15 protein-coding genes are annotated in these 14,867 nt (G+C 59.3%); 5 read left to right on the top strand and 10 right to left on the bottom strand.

Features of this window, described 5'->3' with window-relative positions:
* Positions 1 to 5: 5 nt before the first annotated feature.
* Both serB and mfd read right to left on the bottom strand, forming a co-directional pair.
* Positions 6 to 848 (bottom strand): phosphoserine phosphatase SerB, encoded by an 843-nt coding sequence (gene serB / locus E6W33_RS11190; RefSeq protein WP_136417365.1) that lies wholly within the window; start codon positions 846 to 848, stop codon positions 6 to 8.
* A 48-nt stretch (positions 849 to 896) separates the two neighbouring features.
* Complete coding sequence (mfd, locus tag E6W33_RS11185; protein ID WP_136417364.1) at positions 897 to 4,343, bottom strand: transcription-repair coupling factor; 3,447 nt, start codon at positions 4,341 to 4,343, stop codon at positions 897 to 899.
* A 154-nt stretch (positions 4,344 to 4,497) separates the two neighbouring features.
* On the opposite strand from mfd, the gene ispD reads away from it, so the two are divergent.
* Positions 4,498 to 5,196: a 2-C-methyl-D-erythritol 4-phosphate cytidylyltransferase gene (gene ispD, locus E6W33_RS11180; protein ID WP_136417363.1), complete on the top strand. Its 699-nt coding sequence runs from the start codon at positions 4,498 to 4,500 to the stop codon at positions 5,194 to 5,196.
* Entirely contained in the window at positions 5,193 to 5,690 is a 498-nt protein-coding gene (gene ispF / locus E6W33_RS11175; RefSeq protein WP_136417362.1) for a 2-C-methyl-D-erythritol 2,4-cyclodiphosphate synthase, read from the top strand. Before ispD ends, ispF begins: the two co-directional genes overlap by 4 nt.
* A gap of 27 nt (positions 5,691 to 5,717) precedes the next feature.
* Here ispF and E6W33_RS11170 read toward each other — a convergent pair whose 3' ends face one another.
* Positions 5,718 to 5,918, bottom strand: a complete 201-nt coding sequence (locus E6W33_RS11170; RefSeq protein WP_136417361.1) for a hypothetical protein — start codon at positions 5,916 to 5,918, stop codon at positions 5,718 to 5,720.
* A gap of 133 nt (positions 5,919 to 6,051) precedes the next feature.
* Complete coding sequence (locus tag E6W33_RS11165) at positions 6,052 to 7,209, bottom strand: iron-containing alcohol dehydrogenase (protein WP_136417360.1); 1,158 nt, start codon at positions 7,207 to 7,209, stop codon at positions 6,052 to 6,054.
* Positions 7,210 to 7,512: 303 nt separating this feature from the next.
* On the opposite strand from E6W33_RS11165, the gene E6W33_RS11160 reads away from it, so the two are divergent.
* Entirely contained in the window at positions 7,513 to 7,809 is a 297-nt protein-coding gene (locus E6W33_RS11160) for an encapsulin-associated ferritin-like protein (RefSeq protein ID WP_136417359.1), read from the top strand.
* 23 nt (positions 7,810 to 7,832) lie between these two features.
* On the top strand, positions 7,833 to 8,216 hold the full coding sequence (locus tag E6W33_RS11155) for a DUF488 family protein (RefSeq protein WP_136417358.1): 384 nt from the start codon (positions 7,833 to 7,835) through the stop codon (positions 8,214 to 8,216).
* 40 nt (positions 8,217 to 8,256) lie between these two features.
* Here E6W33_RS11155 and E6W33_RS11150 read toward each other — a convergent pair whose 3' ends face one another.
* The 3 genes from E6W33_RS11150 to ompR form a co-directional block, all read right to left on the bottom strand.
* Positions 8,257 to 9,435, bottom strand: coding sequence for a DUF4382 domain-containing protein (locus E6W33_RS11150; RefSeq protein ID WP_136417357.1), 1,179 nt, complete (start codon positions 9,433 to 9,435; stop codon positions 8,257 to 8,259).
* Positions 9,436 to 9,587: 152 nt separating this feature from the next.
* Positions 9,588 to 10,940 (bottom strand): ATP-binding protein, encoded by a 1,353-nt coding sequence (locus E6W33_RS11145; RefSeq protein ID WP_136417356.1) that lies wholly within the window; start codon positions 10,938 to 10,940, stop codon positions 9,588 to 9,590.
* A 10-nt stretch (positions 10,941 to 10,950) separates the two neighbouring features.
* Complete coding sequence (ompR, locus tag E6W33_RS11140) at positions 10,951 to 11,718, bottom strand: two-component system response regulator OmpR (RefSeq protein ID WP_136417355.1); 768 nt, start codon at positions 11,716 to 11,718, stop codon at positions 10,951 to 10,953.
* Positions 11,719 to 11,915: 197 nt separating this feature from the next.
* Here ompR and E6W33_RS11135 point away from each other — a divergent pair, with 197 nt between their 5' ends.
* The gene (locus E6W33_RS11135; protein WP_136417354.1) at positions 11,916 to 12,287 is read left to right on the top strand and encodes a hypothetical protein; all 372 of its coding nucleotides are present in this window, start codon (positions 11,916 to 11,918) and stop codon (positions 12,285 to 12,287) included.
* Between the two features lie 17 nt (positions 12,288 to 12,304).
* Here the strand turns inward: E6W33_RS11135 and E6W33_RS11130 are convergent, their stop codons facing one another.
* From E6W33_RS11130 to E6W33_RS11120, 3 genes are read right to left on the bottom strand one after another with little or no spacing between them, the layout of a single operon-like run.
* Complete coding sequence (locus E6W33_RS11130) at positions 12,305 to 13,150, bottom strand: Rossmann-like and DUF2520 domain-containing protein (protein WP_136417353.1); 846 nt, start codon at positions 13,148 to 13,150, stop codon at positions 12,305 to 12,307.
* A gap of 20 nt (positions 13,151 to 13,170) precedes the next feature.
* Positions 13,171 to 13,734 (bottom strand): GNAT family protein, encoded by a 564-nt coding sequence (locus E6W33_RS11125; RefSeq protein ID WP_136417352.1) that lies wholly within the window; start codon positions 13,732 to 13,734, stop codon positions 13,171 to 13,173.
* 28 nt (positions 13,735 to 13,762) lie between these two features.
* Positions 13,763 to 14,851: a CaiB/BaiF CoA-transferase family protein gene (locus tag E6W33_RS11120; RefSeq protein ID WP_136417351.1), complete on the bottom strand. Its 1,089-nt coding sequence runs from the start codon at positions 14,849 to 14,851 to the stop codon at positions 13,763 to 13,765.
* Positions 14,852 to 14,867 lie beyond the last annotated feature (16 nt).

Here is a 14,867-nt window from a genome sequence, read left to right as displayed (position 1 = left end):
TCAGATCAATCAAACAATGCCAAGATCCCATCCAGCCCGACAAAATTCAAGGCAACATCGGCCTGTGCGCGGACGACCGGCTTGGCGCGAAATGCGACGGACATTCCCGCAATACGCATCATCTTCAAATCGTTGGCGCCATCCCCCATCACAATGGACTGCTGCGGAGAAATGCCCAGCTCCGAGCATACCCGCTCGACCGTGTTTTTCTTTTCATCCCCGTCGACGATGCCGCCAAGCACACGCCCGGTCAACTTGCCATCGACGATCTCCAGTTCATTCGAATGGGTGTAATCCATGCCGAGCCGGGTCTTGATGCGATCGGTAAAAAAGGTGAAACCACCGGAAACGAGCAGTGTCTTCAGGCCGGCGGCCTTGACCGCGCCAAGCATGTTTTCCGCGCCGGGAGACAGCGCCAGCCGCTCGTCATACACGCGCTGCAAGGCGGAAGCGTCCAAACCCTTCAGCAGCGCGACGCGGCGCGTCAGGCTTTCGCAGAATTCGATTTCGCCGCGCATCGCCGCTTCCGTGATTTCCGCCACTTGCGGCTTGAGTCCCTGCATGTCGGCGATCTCATCGATGCACTCGATGGTGATCAATGTCGAGTCCATGTCCATCGTCACCAGCTTGAAGTCCGACAGCTTGCGGCCAGGCTCGACGAAGGCATAATCCAGCTTCGCGGCGAGGCACTCGGCGTCGATGCGGGTCTTGAGCGCGTCGGTGTAGCGGACGCCTTCGCAGCGATAGGCATGCGCGGTGATCGGAACAACGTATTGCGTGTCCGCCATGCCGGCGATGCGTTCGATGGTTGAGCGGTCGGTGTTCAGGCCTTGCAGGATCAGATTCATGTTGGGCTGCTGGTTGGAACTGCTTGTTTCTGTGTTCAATAAAAAAGATCAGGGGACCAGCGAACGGATGGTCGATTTCACTTGTGTCACCCGCGCCGCCAGGTCCGGCATATTCGCCGTGATGCGCAGCTTGTCCTGGCCGTGCAGCTTGATATGGCGATTCTTCTGGATCAGCTCGATGATGCGCATCGCATCGATGGGCGGGTTCGGCTGGAATTGCAGCACGGCCGACTCCGCATGGGCATCGATTTTAACAATCCCGACCGGGATCGCGGCAATCCTCAGTCGATGCGTTTCGATCAATGCCTTGGTGGCGTCCGGCATCTTGCCGAAGCGGTCGATCAATTCTTCCTGCAGCTCGTCGATGGCTGCCTGGAATTCGCAATTGGCGAGCCGCTTGTAGAGCGAGAGCCGCTCATGCACATCGCCGCAATAATCCTGCGGCAGCAAAGCGGGGACGTGCAGGTTGATCTCGGTGGTGGTCGCCAGCGGCGCGGCGAGATCGGGCTCCTTGCCGTTCTTGAGCGCTCGCACCGCTTCGTTGAGCATGTCGGAATAGAGCTGGAAACCGATTTCCTGCATTTCACCTGACTGGTTCTCGCCAAGCACTTCACCGGCGCCACGGATTTCCAGGTCGTGCATCGCGAGATAGAAGCCACTGCCGAGTTCTTCCATCTGCTGGATCGCTTCCAGGCGGCGCTGCGCCAGCTTGGTCAGGCCGTGTACATCGTTCACGAGCAGATAGGCATACGCTTGATGATGCGAGCGTCCGACACGGCCACGCAACTGATGCAACTGCGCCAGGCCGAACTTGTCGGCGCGGTGCATGATGATCGTGTTCGCCGTCGGCACGTCGATGCCGGTCTCGATGATGGTGGTACACAGCAGGATATTGAAGCGCTGTGCGACGAAGTCTCGCATCACCTTTTCCAGGTCGCGTTCATGCATCTGACCGTGCGCAACAGCGATGCGCGCCTCGGGCAGCAACTCTTCCAGCATCGCCTTGCGGTTCTGGATCGTTTCGACTTCGTTATGCAGGAAATAAACCTGACCGCCGCGCTTCAACTCGCGCAGGCAGGCTTCGCGGACCACCGAGTCGTCTTCGCTGCGCACGAAGGTCTTGATCGCCAGCCGTTTCTGCGGCGCGGTCGCAATGACGGAGAAATCGCGCAGGCCCTCAAGCGCCATGCCCAGGGTGCGCGGTATCGGCGTTGCCGTGAGCGTCAGCACATCGACTTCCGCGCGCAATGCCTTCAGCGCTTCCTTCTGGCGCACGCCGAAACGATGTTCTTCGTCGATGATGACCAGGCCGAGGCGAGCGAATTTCACGTCGTTTGACAGGAGTTTGTGCGTGCCGATCACGACGTCGATCGTGCCGTCGGCCATGCCCTTGATTGCCTGCGTGACTTCCTTGCCGGTGCGGAAGCGCGACAGCTCGGCGATTTTCACCGGCCAGTCGGCGAAACGGTCGGCAAAGGTTTGCGCATGCTGTTCCGCCAGCAGCGTGGTCGGCGCGAGGATTGCAACCTGCTTGCCGCCCATGACGGCGACGAACGCCGCGCGCAAGGCAACTTCCGTTTTGCCGAAGCCGACGTCGCCGCAGATCAGGCGATCCATCGGTTTGCCGCTGGTCATGTCCTTGATGACGGCGTTAATCGCGGCACTCTGGTCCGGCGTTTCCTCGAAGCCGAAGCTTTCCGCGAAGGCTTCGTAATCGCGGGCAGAATACTGGAATGCGTGGCCTTGTCGCGCCGCGCGTCGTGCATACAGATTGAGCAGTTCGGCCGCGGTATCGCGGATCTGCTGCGCGGCCTTGCGCTTGGCCTTTTCCCACTGTCCAGAGCCGAGCACATGCAAGGGCGCGTCTTCAGGCGAGCTGCCGGAATAGCGCGAGATGACATGCAACTGCGATACCGGCACGTACAGTTTGGTGTCCTTCGCGTATTCAAGGTGCAGGAACTCGGTCTCGCCTTCGCCTAGGTCCATGCTGAGCAGGCCCATGTAGCGGCCGATGCCGTGGTTCACGTGCACGACCGGGTCGCCGATTTTCAGCTCCGACAGGTCGCGCACCATGGATTCGACCTGCGTGGCGCCTTCCTGCTTTCGGCGCCCCGCACGCCGGCCGGTGCCCGCGTAAAGTTCGGTCTCGGTGATGAATGCAAGATTGCCGAGATCGGAGCTGAGCTCGAATCCGGCCTGCAGGGGCGCTACGCCCAGCATCAGTTTGGCGGAGGCCGTCGCAAAGTCGGCGAAGCTCTCGCACGGCGCCAGCACCAGGTCGTATTCATTGAAATACTGCTGCAGCGTCTCGCGCCGTCCGCTCGACTCCGCACAAATCATCACCCGCTTGTTTGTCTGCAGAAGATAGGAGCGCAGGTTGGACAGCGGGTCATCGAGGCGGCGATTGACCGCGATATTTGGAATCGGTGCCGATATCTCTGATGCGACATCGCTTGCCTGGATGACCCAGCGGCCATGCGGCTTGGCCAGCGTGAAGAAATCCTCGTCCGTCAGGAACAGGCGCTCCGGCGCCAGCAGCGGACGGTCGCGGTCGGCCTTCAGGAACTTGTAGCGCGACTGCGTATCGCTCCAGAAACGCTTGATCGCCCCCTCGATCTCGCCGACCAGCGCAAACATGGTTTCGTCCGGCAGGTACTGAAACAAGGTCGCTGTCTCTTCGAAGAAGAGCGGCAGATAGTATTCAATACCGGCCGGAGCAATGCCGTTGCCGATGTCCTTGTAGATCGGTGAGCGGGACGGATCTCCCTCGAACTCCTCGCGCCAACGACTGCGAAACGCGGTGCGCGCGGCTTCATCCATCGGAAACTCCCGACCGGGCAGCAGGCGTACCTCGCGCACCGGATACAGGGAACGTTGCGTATCGGCATCGAAGGTGCGGATCGTTTCGATCGTGTCACCGAACAGGTCCAGGCGGTAGGGCAGGGCCGATCCCATAGGGAACAAATCGATCAGGCCGCCACGCACCGAATATTCACCGGGCGACATCACCTGGCTGACATGGGTATAGCCGGCCAGGGTCAGCTGTGCTTTGAGTTGCGCCTCGTCCAGCTTTTCGCCCTGCTTGAAAAAGAAGGTATAGGCGGCCAGAAAGGATGGCGGCGCCATGCGCAGCAGGGCGGTCGTGGCGGGAACCAGGAGCACGTCGCATTGCCCGGTACGGACCTCGTGCAGCGTCGCCAGGCGCTCGGAAACCAGATCCTGATGCGGTGAAAACGCGTCGTACGGCAGGGTCTCCCAGTCCGGCAGCATATGGCAGCGCAATTCGGCGCCTTCCTTGTTGCCGAACCATGGAATTTCGGCAAGCAGACGCTGCGCGTCGGTCGCGCTGGCGACCACGACAGCGAGCATGCGCTGCTGTGATTTCAATTCGCTTGCGGCCTGCGCCAGCAAAAATGCGTCCGAGGAGCCGTGGACGGCTGGCAAGGCGAAGCGGTTTCCGGATTTGGGAAGGGATTTTTTTAGATCGAATGACATCACGTTACGACATCTGAAATGTCATAGGGTCAGAAGTTGCCTGTCTGGACTGCGTTTCGGCGAGCTTCGACTGTGAGAAAATATGTCGAGATTATAAACTATGACCCTTGCGGACCGCCGGATTGCCATTCTCCCGCCATTTTGCAGAAATATCATGACTGTCCCACGTTTCTTTGCCCTCATTCCCGCCGCCGGCGCCGGTGCGCGGATGGGCACCGAGTGCCCGAAGCAATACATGCCGCTTGCCGGCAAGCTGATGCTCATGCATGTGCTCGACACCTTTGCCGGTTCCTCGATGATCGCGCATACCTATGTCGTGGTGAGCGCGGAAGATGGTTATATCGACGACGCGCTGTCCGGGGCAAAGCATCTCGCCGATCGGGTGACGGTCATTTACAAGGGCGGCCCGACCCGTCACAAGTCCGTCTTGAACGGATTGCTGGCGATGCGCGAGCAGGTCCGGGATGAGGATTGGGTGCTGGTGCATGACGCCGCGCGTCCCGGGCTGACAGAGGGTTTGATTGAACGCCTGATCGCCGGCGTGCAATCGGATGAGGTTGGCGGCCTGCTGGCCTTGCCGATCGTCGATACACTCAAGCGAAGCGATTCGGCCGGGCGCGTGGAGGCCACCGTGGCTCGCGACGGCCTGTGGGCCGCGCAGACGCCACAGATGTTTCGCTACGCGCTATTACAGCGCGCATTGCAACAGGCCACTGAAGTGACCGATGAGGCCAGCGCCGTCGAAGCGTTGGGCCTCAAGCCAAAACTGGTCGAAGGCAGTCCTCGCAATTTCAAGGTCACCTTGCCGCATGATGTTGCGCTGGCCGAACTGCATTTGAAAGGGACAGCATGAGCAATTTGCCCGCGATTCCGTTTCGTATCGGTCAAGGCTACGACTGTCATGCGCTGGTACCGGGACGCCGGCTCATCATCGGCGGTGTGAGCATTCCGCATGCGACGGGACTGCTCGGTCACTCCGATGCCGACGTGCTGCTGCACGCGATTACGGACGCGATTTTTGGTGCGGCTGGGCTGGGCGATATCGGTCGCCATTTCCCCGATACGGACGAGCGCTTTGCGGGCGCCGATTCGCGCGTGCTGCTGCGCGAAGCCTGCAAACGCGTAGGCGCAGTCGGATATGCGATCGGCAATATCGATGCCACCATCATTGCGCAAGCACCGAAAATGGCGCCCCATATCGAGAAAATGATTGCCAATATTGCCGCCGATCTCGATGTGCCGCCGACGCAGATCAACATCAAGGCCAAAACCAACGAGAAACTTGGTTTTCTTGGGCGCGAAGAGGGTATTGCCGCCGAAGCAGCCGCTTTGATTTACCGGAAGTAACGGTGCATCAGGCCGGTGGCGTTGTGTCTAGCCGCCGCCGATTCCGTGGATGACGCGGCCCGTTCCTTCGCAATTCGGGCATTCGCTCCCGTCTTTCCTGGCCCCGGTGCCGCCGCATACTTCACACAGATCTTCGCCGGTTCCCGGTGTTCCGGGCATGGCTTCATCGCCGGGTTTCAGATGGGTGGCGGGTTGTGTCGGCGGGTTGGTAGATGGTGTCGTGGGCATGAAACCTCCTGAAGCGCGAACGGCATGAAGCCATTCAAGCTTCATGCCGTTGATGCATGGTCTTCCGTGAATCGGTAGATTGCCCTGCTTTCAAGAAGTTCAAGCGTGGAGCTTCACGCTGAACGTGCCTGGTTCAAATACTGAGCTCCAGCACTTTCCTGCTGACATTCAGAGTGACATCGCGCTGTTCCCCAAGCGCGACCATTTGATGGTCGCCAAGTTGTTTCAGAATGGCATCGATATTTTGCGCGCCGAGCTTGTAATCGGAGAGACGCGTCTTCACGCCCATTTGCTCGAAGAAATCCTGCGTGCGTTTGATCGCTTCCTCGATGCGCGCATCCTCGTCGCCCTCGGTAATATTCCACACGCGCCGGGCATACTGCAGCAGTTTCACGCGCTTGCTGTCCTTGCGGACGCGCAGCATGCTGGGAAGCACGATAGCCAGCGTCTGTGCATGATCCAGGCCATAGAGCGCGGTCAGCTCGTGGCCCACCATATGGGTTGCCCAGTCCTGGGGAACGCCGGCGCCGATCAGGCCGTTCAAGGCCAGCGTGGCGCACCACATGATGTTGGCGCGCACATCATAGTCGTCCGGGGTGGCGAGCGCCTTCGGACCTTCTTCAATCAAGGTCTGCAGCAGCCCCTCGGCAAAGCGGTCCTGCACCGGCGAGTTGACCGGGTAGGTCACGTATTGCTCCATGATGTGCGCGAATGCGTCGACCACGCCATTGCCGATCTGCCTCACGGGAAGCGTGAAGGTCGTGCTCGGATCCAGTATGGAAAATGCCGGGAAGAGCAGCTTGCTGGAAAAGGGCAGCTTGGCTTGCAGTGATTTGCGCGTGACGACCGAGCCGTTATTCATTTCCGATCCGGTGGCGGGCAGGGTAAGGATTGCACCGAACGGCAAGGCCTGTGTGACGTTCCTCCCGCGATTTTCCAGGATGGTCCACGGATCGCCTTCGAAATGGACAGCCGCCGCAACGAACTTGGTTCCGTCGATCACCGAGCCGCCGCCGACCGCGAGCAGGAAGTCGAGTTTTTCCTTGCGCACCAGTTCAACGGCTTGCATCAGCGTTTCATAGCTGGGATTAGGTTCGATCCCGGGAAACTCGCGCACGGTCCGCCCAGCCAGAGCGGACATGACTTCATCAAACACGCCGTTGCTCTTGATGCTGCCGCCGCCATACAGCACGAGCACGCGCGCGCCGTCGGGTACAACTTTGGACAAATCGGCGATCCGGCCTTTCCCGAACAGTATTCGCGTCGGATTATAGAAATCGAAGTTGAGCATGGGAAATCTCTTTCAGTGGAAATGGAGTGTCTCGAGCAGATAATAATTATCGGGCAAGCTCTTTGCACGTCGGCTTGCCTCGGTCGAATTATGACAGCTCGGTTATTATCGTGCAGACAAGGTGCCCGGTGTTTCCGCCGGAGCAATTCTCGTTAACCGAAACCACGATTGGTTCCACCGACATTTCACATTGAATTTGCCAATTTGAGCTTTGCCTTGCAGCGTTTGACAATGCGAACAGGATGTATGACCGGGCAGATGCACGGATGGCACACACAAAACCCATGACACCCAGGAGCAATAATGGCAAACGAGGGCTATCACGAATCGCTTGAAAAACTCAGTCCACAGACAATGGACATGCATCGCGCGATTACTTCGCTGATGGAAGAACTGGAGGCAGTCGACTGGTACAACCAGCGCGTCGACGCCGCAACCGATCCGGAACTGAAGCGTATTCTTGAACACAACCGCGACGAGGAAAAGGAGCATGCGGCGATGGTTCTGGAGTGGATCCGCCGAAGAGACCCGAAAATGGATGCGGAACTGCGAGAAACCTTGTTCAAGGGCGGCGACATTGCCGGCCATCATGACGACTAAATCGCGCGAATCGTAAAGACACCATGACGTCAACAATCAAGGTGAAGTCGGCATATGAACCTGCCGATGACGAAGACGGCACGCGGATTCTGGTTGATCGCCTGTGGCCGCGTGGCGTCACGAAGGAAAAACTGGGGATTGAATACTGGTCGAAGGCGATCGCCCCTTCGACTGAACTGCGCAAATGGTATGGACATGATCCGGAAAAATGGGAAGAGTTTTGCGAGCGTTATCGACGGGAACTTGATGACAATCCGGAAGGCGTGCAGGAACTTCTCCATCACTTGAAGTCGTCCGTTGCCACCTTTTTGTTCAGCAGCAAGGAGCACAGGCTCAATAACGCAGTCGCCTTGCGCGACTATCTCCAGCAGACGCATCCGAAAAGCATAAAAAAGTCCCGCGTTTAAAGGCGGGACTTTTTGCTTGTTGTCGAGAGCGATTTTGCGATCAGGGAACCAGTGCGAAATCCTTCGTCACGTCCGCCGTCCCGACGTCAGCATTGAAGGTTTGCGTTGCGTAGCCGGTTGCAGATGCTTCAAGCACATATTTCCCGGCGAGGCTGGCATCGGCGGCAAGCGTAATCGGCAGTGTGCCGAACTTTCCGAGTAGCGGTGCTGCAACCGGGACTGACATGGCGTAAGCGCCGCTAGTCAAATCGGCGGCCTTGAAGGCCACTTCCACCTTCGGCCCGCCAGATGCATAGGCCTGCGTTGCCCGGACCGTTGCCTGCGCCGTGGTCGGCGTCGCGATGCCGCTGATGGTGCGCATGGCCGATGTGGACAGGATGATGGGCGCCGTGCTGGTGCTGACAGGGGTTGTCGCGCCGGTCGTTACCGGAACGCCGGTAATTGCGGCAGTCGTACGGCCGTCAGCGGCGATGACGACCACATAGCCGGTCGAACTTGCCGGCAGCGGCGACAGGTTGAACGAGCCGCTTGTATCCGGTGTGGTCGATTTCACCACGACACCGTTTTGCTGTGCACTGACGACAGGTCTGGTCAGGCCGGCCGGAAGGAAGCCACTGATACCGCCGCTGGTGATTTGCGGTATCACGCTGATGACCGGCTTCAGCGAATAGCTGTCGTTGCCTCTGCTGACGATGGATTTGCAGGCATCGAAGTCGAGCACGAGATCGACCTGTGCATCGGCCGCGACATCGAATTCATGATTAAGCTTGATGCCGGTCTGCACTGCGCTGGGGGTGACAAGTGCGATTTCGGTCATCGTGCCTTCGGCGACGACTGAATTCGCCACCGGAGCGGTTGAACTGTTGGGGTCGAGCACCAGGCGTACCTGCGTGTAGTGCCCGGCCGGCAGCGTCGTTTTCCCGAGATCTTGCAGGATGCCATTGGTCAGGGTCAGAAGATTTATCTTGCGGGTCGGGCTGAGCGTGATGTCTTGCCATCCGGTATCGGTTTCGGTTGCGCTTGCGCTTTGGTGCACACGCACTTTCGAAACTGTGACATTGACCTGATCGAAGCCGCAGGACGGTGCATCGGTCAGCGAAACTTGCAAGGTACCGGAACCCACGCTGGCACCGCCGCCACCTCCACATGCAGAAAGCAGGGCGGCGAGTCCAATCGCCGAGGGCAGGGCAAGGGCGCGAAAGAATTGTTGGGCGTACATGTTTTCTCCTTGGCAAAAAAAGCCCTTCGGAATACTTCCCCGAATGTTGGCCTCTACGGAGAGGACTGTATGTCGCGGAAACGCTTATGAGAAGAAATACAATGTAATAAAGTGTTAGCCCTGCGGCAAGTTATCCGCATGGAAGATGGTGTTCAGGCGAGGGTGCCGGTGACCGGGAGCAGGATCTTGATCTGCAAGCCGCCTTGCGGCCGGTTGGACAGCTTCAAGACGCCGTGATGCCTCTTGACGATGCGCTCCACAATCGCCAGACCGAGCCCTGCGCCGTTCGCTTGCCCGCGTGCGATATCCAGTCGGGTGAAGGGACGCAGCAAGCGTTCGATTTCTTCGTTGGGCACGCCGGAGCCGTGGTCGTTGAATTCGATGACGGCTTGATCGCCTTCCGTTCGACAGACGATGTCGATTTCGGTGAGATTCTTTTCCGGCGTCTTGCCATAGCGGCGAGCGTTTTCGATCAGGTTGTTGACGACACGTTTGATGTCTGTCGCGTTGCCAAAGACATTCACGTTGCGTGCGATGTCGCTATTGACACTGACATCGCCAAGGCGTCCGGCCTCGCGCGAGCAGTCCGTCAGCAGCGCGGTCAGATTCACGCTCGTCAGATGCGTACTTTCGGTGGGCTTCGCGAATTCAAGGAACTGACCGATGATCGCGTCCATCTGCGCCAGATCGGATTGCATGCCCTCGCGCGCATCGTCAGGCAAGTGCGCCATTTCGACTTCCAGTTGCATGCGTGCCAGGGGAGTCCGCAGATCGTGGGAAATGCCGGCCAGGATGACCGCGCGGTCCGACTCGACGCGATGGAGGTCTGCCACCATCTGGTTGAAGCTGCGATTGGCTTCCTTGATTTCGGTCGGCCCTTTTTCCGGCAATGGTTCGGGCTTGTTGCCCTTGGCGATTGCGCGCGTGGCCGCCGTGATGCGCGCCAGCGGCTGATTGATCAGGCGCGAGATGAACACGGCGCCGAGCAGGGACAGCACCAGGGTGGTGGTGCCGAGTCCGAGCCACTGAATGCTCGACACGCCTTCAATTCGCTCCCGGTCGAGGCGCAGCCAGTATTCGTCCTCATCGATCTTGAAGCTGATCCAGAAGCCGGCCACGTCGTTGACCTTGCCTGCAAACTTGGTGTCGTTGCCCAGACGTGCTTTGACATTCGCTTCAAGAACCGGCATCCAGCCGCTTTCCGGCGGCGGGACAACCACATCGGTTTCTTCCAGCGGATAGATGCGAATGCCCTCGTTGCTCGCCAGGTCGAACAATAGCTCCCGCCTGAGGTCGGGCGCGGAATGGGTCAACGCGGCGCGCGTAATCGTGACGATTGAAATCACCTGCGCGGCCATTTGTTGCGCACGCGGTGTGCGCTCGACGATGCGGAAGCTCGCCACCCAGGCGAGGATGCTCGCCGCGATCAGGAAGGCGAGCAGGAAGAAGGTGCGCCAGAATAGGCCGCTCTTAAGCCAGTTCAGACGATTTCCGAGGAGCGGCATCGGGTTTTCTTCAGCGCGGTTGGCCTTCCGGGATGAACACATATCCCAGGCCCCACACGGTCTGGATATAGATCGGATTCGAAGGATCCGGTTCGATCAGTTTGCGCAGGCGAGAGATTTGCACGTCCAGGCTGCGGTCGAACACTTCATATTCCCGTCCGCGCGCAAGCTCCATCAGTTTCTCGCGCGAGAGCGGCTGGCGTGCGTGGCGTGCAAAAACCTTGAGAACGGAAAACTCCCCGGTGGTGAGAGAAATGGTTTCGCCGCTTTTTTTCAAGGTGCGGGTACCGAGGTCCAGGATGAAATCGCCGAACTGGAAGGTCTGCGGTGTTTCCGACGGCGCACCGGGGATTTCGTCCGGCCCTTTGCGGCGCAATACCGCATTGATGCGCGCAACCAGTTCGCGTGGATTGAATGGCTTCGGCAGGTAATCGTCCGCGCCCATTTCGAGACCGACGATGCGATCCACATCCTCGCCTTTGGCGGTCAGCATGATGATCGGTGTCTGATCGCCGGCGCCGCGCAACCGGCGACAGATCGAAAGGCCGTCTTCGCCGGGCAGCATCAGGTCAAGCACCAGCAGATCATAGCGCTCGCGGATCCACAGCTTGTTCATGGCCTGCGCGTTCTCCGCAGTCACGACGTTGAATCCCTGCTCGGCGAGATAGCGGCGCAACAGGTCGCGCAAACGCAGATCGTCGTCGACGACAAGGATCCTTGCCTGATGCCCGGGAGTGGACTGGGAGGGCGTATTTGTGGTCAGATTCGTAGTATTCATGGCGCTATGGTAACGTCAGAAAATCAGGGGAAATTATTTGTAGCGCAAAGCATTACAAAGTGTTACAAACTTTACCTTAATCATGTTACCGCGTCGTACAGCGACGCATACACTTAATCATCGTTCAGATTAACCCGTATGCGAAGTCTATCCCAAGAAACGGGAATTACGGGCATGACGGATAAACTTCAATAACCATGAGAACCACACACATCGGCGTTTCTCTCCTGTTGATTCTCGGTGCAGCGCAGGCAGCGGCGCAACCGGGCGGCTATCTCCATGATGGGCGGGAAACCGTGCGTGCCTTCTTTACGCAGAATACGACGGTCGACCGGGGGGAATCACGCGCCGAAGCGCAGTTGCGCGTGCAGCCGGAACGTCGCCAGGCCCGCGAGGCGGGGCTGACGGATAGCAGCGGCTACAGCACATCGGGAGAGGTCAACTCCGCATCCAACTCCTCTTCGGACAATGGCCGGCGGCAGCAGGGCCGGCTCACCCCTGAAGAACGGCGCGCATTGCGTCGCCAGATCGACGAAGCCGGTCACGACATCTATTCGCCCAAACGCTAAGGCTATTCGCCGCTAGTTCAGATCTTTGCCTTTTTCGATGCATTTCGGCGCGCCGCGATATCGGCCGTCAGTTTCCCCAACTGTTTGTACAGCGCGCCGTAGCGGTCATCCCACGCGTTGACCGCGCGATATTGCTTCACTGCGGTGCCGATATCGCCGCGCGCGATCGGTCCGGTGAGGGCATCGGTCGGACCGAGCCGGAACACGTTATCGACAGTCCCTCGCGTCAGCGGTTCCATCAAGCGCAATGCAATACCTTCGGGAATGCCCGCCTTGACATAGGCCTGCAACGCGACGTCCAGCACAGTGACCACATAGTTTGAGGCAAACACTGCGGCAGCGTGATAGACGCTTTTGAACTCAGGGGCGATTTCCACCGTCTGCGCACCAATCGAAGAAAATGCCTTCTCAAGGATGGCGAGCGCTTCGGAATCGCCTTCCATCCCGCAAAACGTGCCAGCAAAGGCATTTACCAATTGCTCCGGTGCGGCAAAGCTGCGAATCGGGTGAACGCTTGCCACAGCCGCGCCGCATGCGGATGCTGCTGCGAGTTCTGTCGCGCGCAGCGCCCCGCTGCAATGAAAGACGATGCTGCCTGCAGCCAGCAAACCGGTCTGCGCCAGCCTTGCACAGGCCTCCCCAATGGAGTCGTCCGGTGTTGCGATCATGGTGACGTCGGCAGCTCGCAGACTGTCATAGGCGCCAACCGCTTCGCCGGCCTGCATGAAGGAGGCGGCTTGCCTACCGCTATCCAGCGATCGGTTCAGAACGTGCTGTATCGAGAAGGTTCCATTGGCGGCCCATAGCCGCCCGAGAACTTTCCCGACGTTGCCGCAGCCGATGATATTGAGCGTCCTGGTCAAGATCGCGTTCCTTTCGGCGGTCAGGTAATGCGTGAAACGGCGCGCCAATCCTGTTCAAGCAAGGAATAGCAGTTCAGGTCGTGGTACCTGCCGCCCCAGAATGCCTGTTCCCGATGCAACCCTTCGAACCGAAAGCCGAGGTGCGTCGCAAGTCCGATGGAAGCCAGGTTGTCGGGATGCGTTTCTGCCTGCACACGGTGCAAATGCATGATGTTGAACCCGTAATCGAGGACAGCGGTCAGCGCTTCGCGCATGTAGCCTTGCCCATGGGAGTCGCGCTCGATTTCATAGCCGATGACGCAGTTGCGCCAGCTTTTGTTCCATCGAAACAGTCCGCAGGTGCCAATCAAGCGGCGATCCTGTATTCGTTCCAGCCCCCAGCGAAAGCCGGTCCCGGCAGGAAACCAGCCGGCAAACAGTTCCGCCAGTTGATCGGCCTGCGATTGGTCGGTGATCGCGTCGACGCCATACCAGCGCATCCATTCGATATCCGAGTGAATGGCGAACAAGGCCGGCGCATCCGAAGAGTCGATTTCCCGCAGGTGCAGGCGAGGGGTTCGCAGGTGAGGAAAGCGGTGGATCATGGTGATTCAGTGATCTGGACGGACATGATCAATATCGGAATTTTACGGCCGGGCCAGTCGCCCAATATTCGCCTTCGGTCGGATGAATCTTGCGCTCGATCATGCCGCGTGCCTTGAACAGCGGATGATCGAGCGCCTCGTCGGCGCGCAATATGGGGGTCACGCAGCAGTCGTTTGTGGCGAATCGCTCGCTCCACGTCGCCAGCGACTCCTGCGCAAAGATCGCATCGAGCTCCGCCTTGACCGCCATCGCATCGCTGCCGCCAACCTTCTGTCCCAGGCTCCAGTGTCTCGTCTTCAGATCGGGACGGCCGAGCACATCGCAACACGCCTCCCAAAACTTCAATTCGAGTGCGCCGACGGCCATGAAGCGCCCATCCCTGGTCCGGTACACGTTGTAGCAGGGCACGCCACCGGTCAGCAAATCGCGGCCAGGCGGAGCTGCCCGGCCAAAATTGTTGACGGCCACCAAGGGCATGATGTTGTGGGCGAAGACCGCGTCAGTCATCGACACATCGACGAAACGCCCCTGCCCGGTCGTTTTCGCGCCAATCAGCGCGGCCAGGATCCCTTGGACCGCGGCCTGTGCGCCGCCAAGCAGATCGCCTATCTGCAGGTTGGGCAAGGCCGGTATGCCATCGGGGCCGACATTCTGCTCCAGCATTCCCGCAAGGCCGACGTAGTTGATGTCATGACCGGCCATTTGCGAGAAAGGCCCGTCCTGTCCGTAGCCGGAGATCGCGCACATGACCAGTTTCGGATTGCGCTGTCTCAGCGTATCCCAGCCCACGCCGAGCTTGTCCATAACCCCAGGCCTGAAGCTTTCAACCACCACATCGGCGTTCTCCACCATCGCGAGGAATTCCTCGCGTTGCCCGGCATTCTTGAAATCTAGCCGCATGCCTTGCTTGCCGCGGTTGACAGCAATGAAGAACTGCGAGACTTCCTTGCGCACCGGACCCATGGTTCGCGCGTAGTCGCCCAGCCCGGGATCCTCGATCTTGATGACCTCGGCCCCCATGTCAGCCAGATGCATGGTCGCCATAGGGCCTGGCAGCAAGCGGGTGAGGTCGAGGATGCGAACGCCTTGCAGGGGTTTGTCGATCGATGATGTCATGCGGGCCGCCTATGTC

It is taken from the genome of Herbaspirillum sp. ST 5-3, from assembly GCF_004804275.1.
Taxonomy (GTDB): domain Bacteria; phylum Pseudomonadota; class Gammaproteobacteria; order Burkholderiales; family Burkholderiaceae_D; genus Noviherbaspirillum.
The sequence above is the reverse complement of the archived record's forward strand: the minus strand, read 5'-3'. Positions and strand labels throughout refer to the sequence as shown.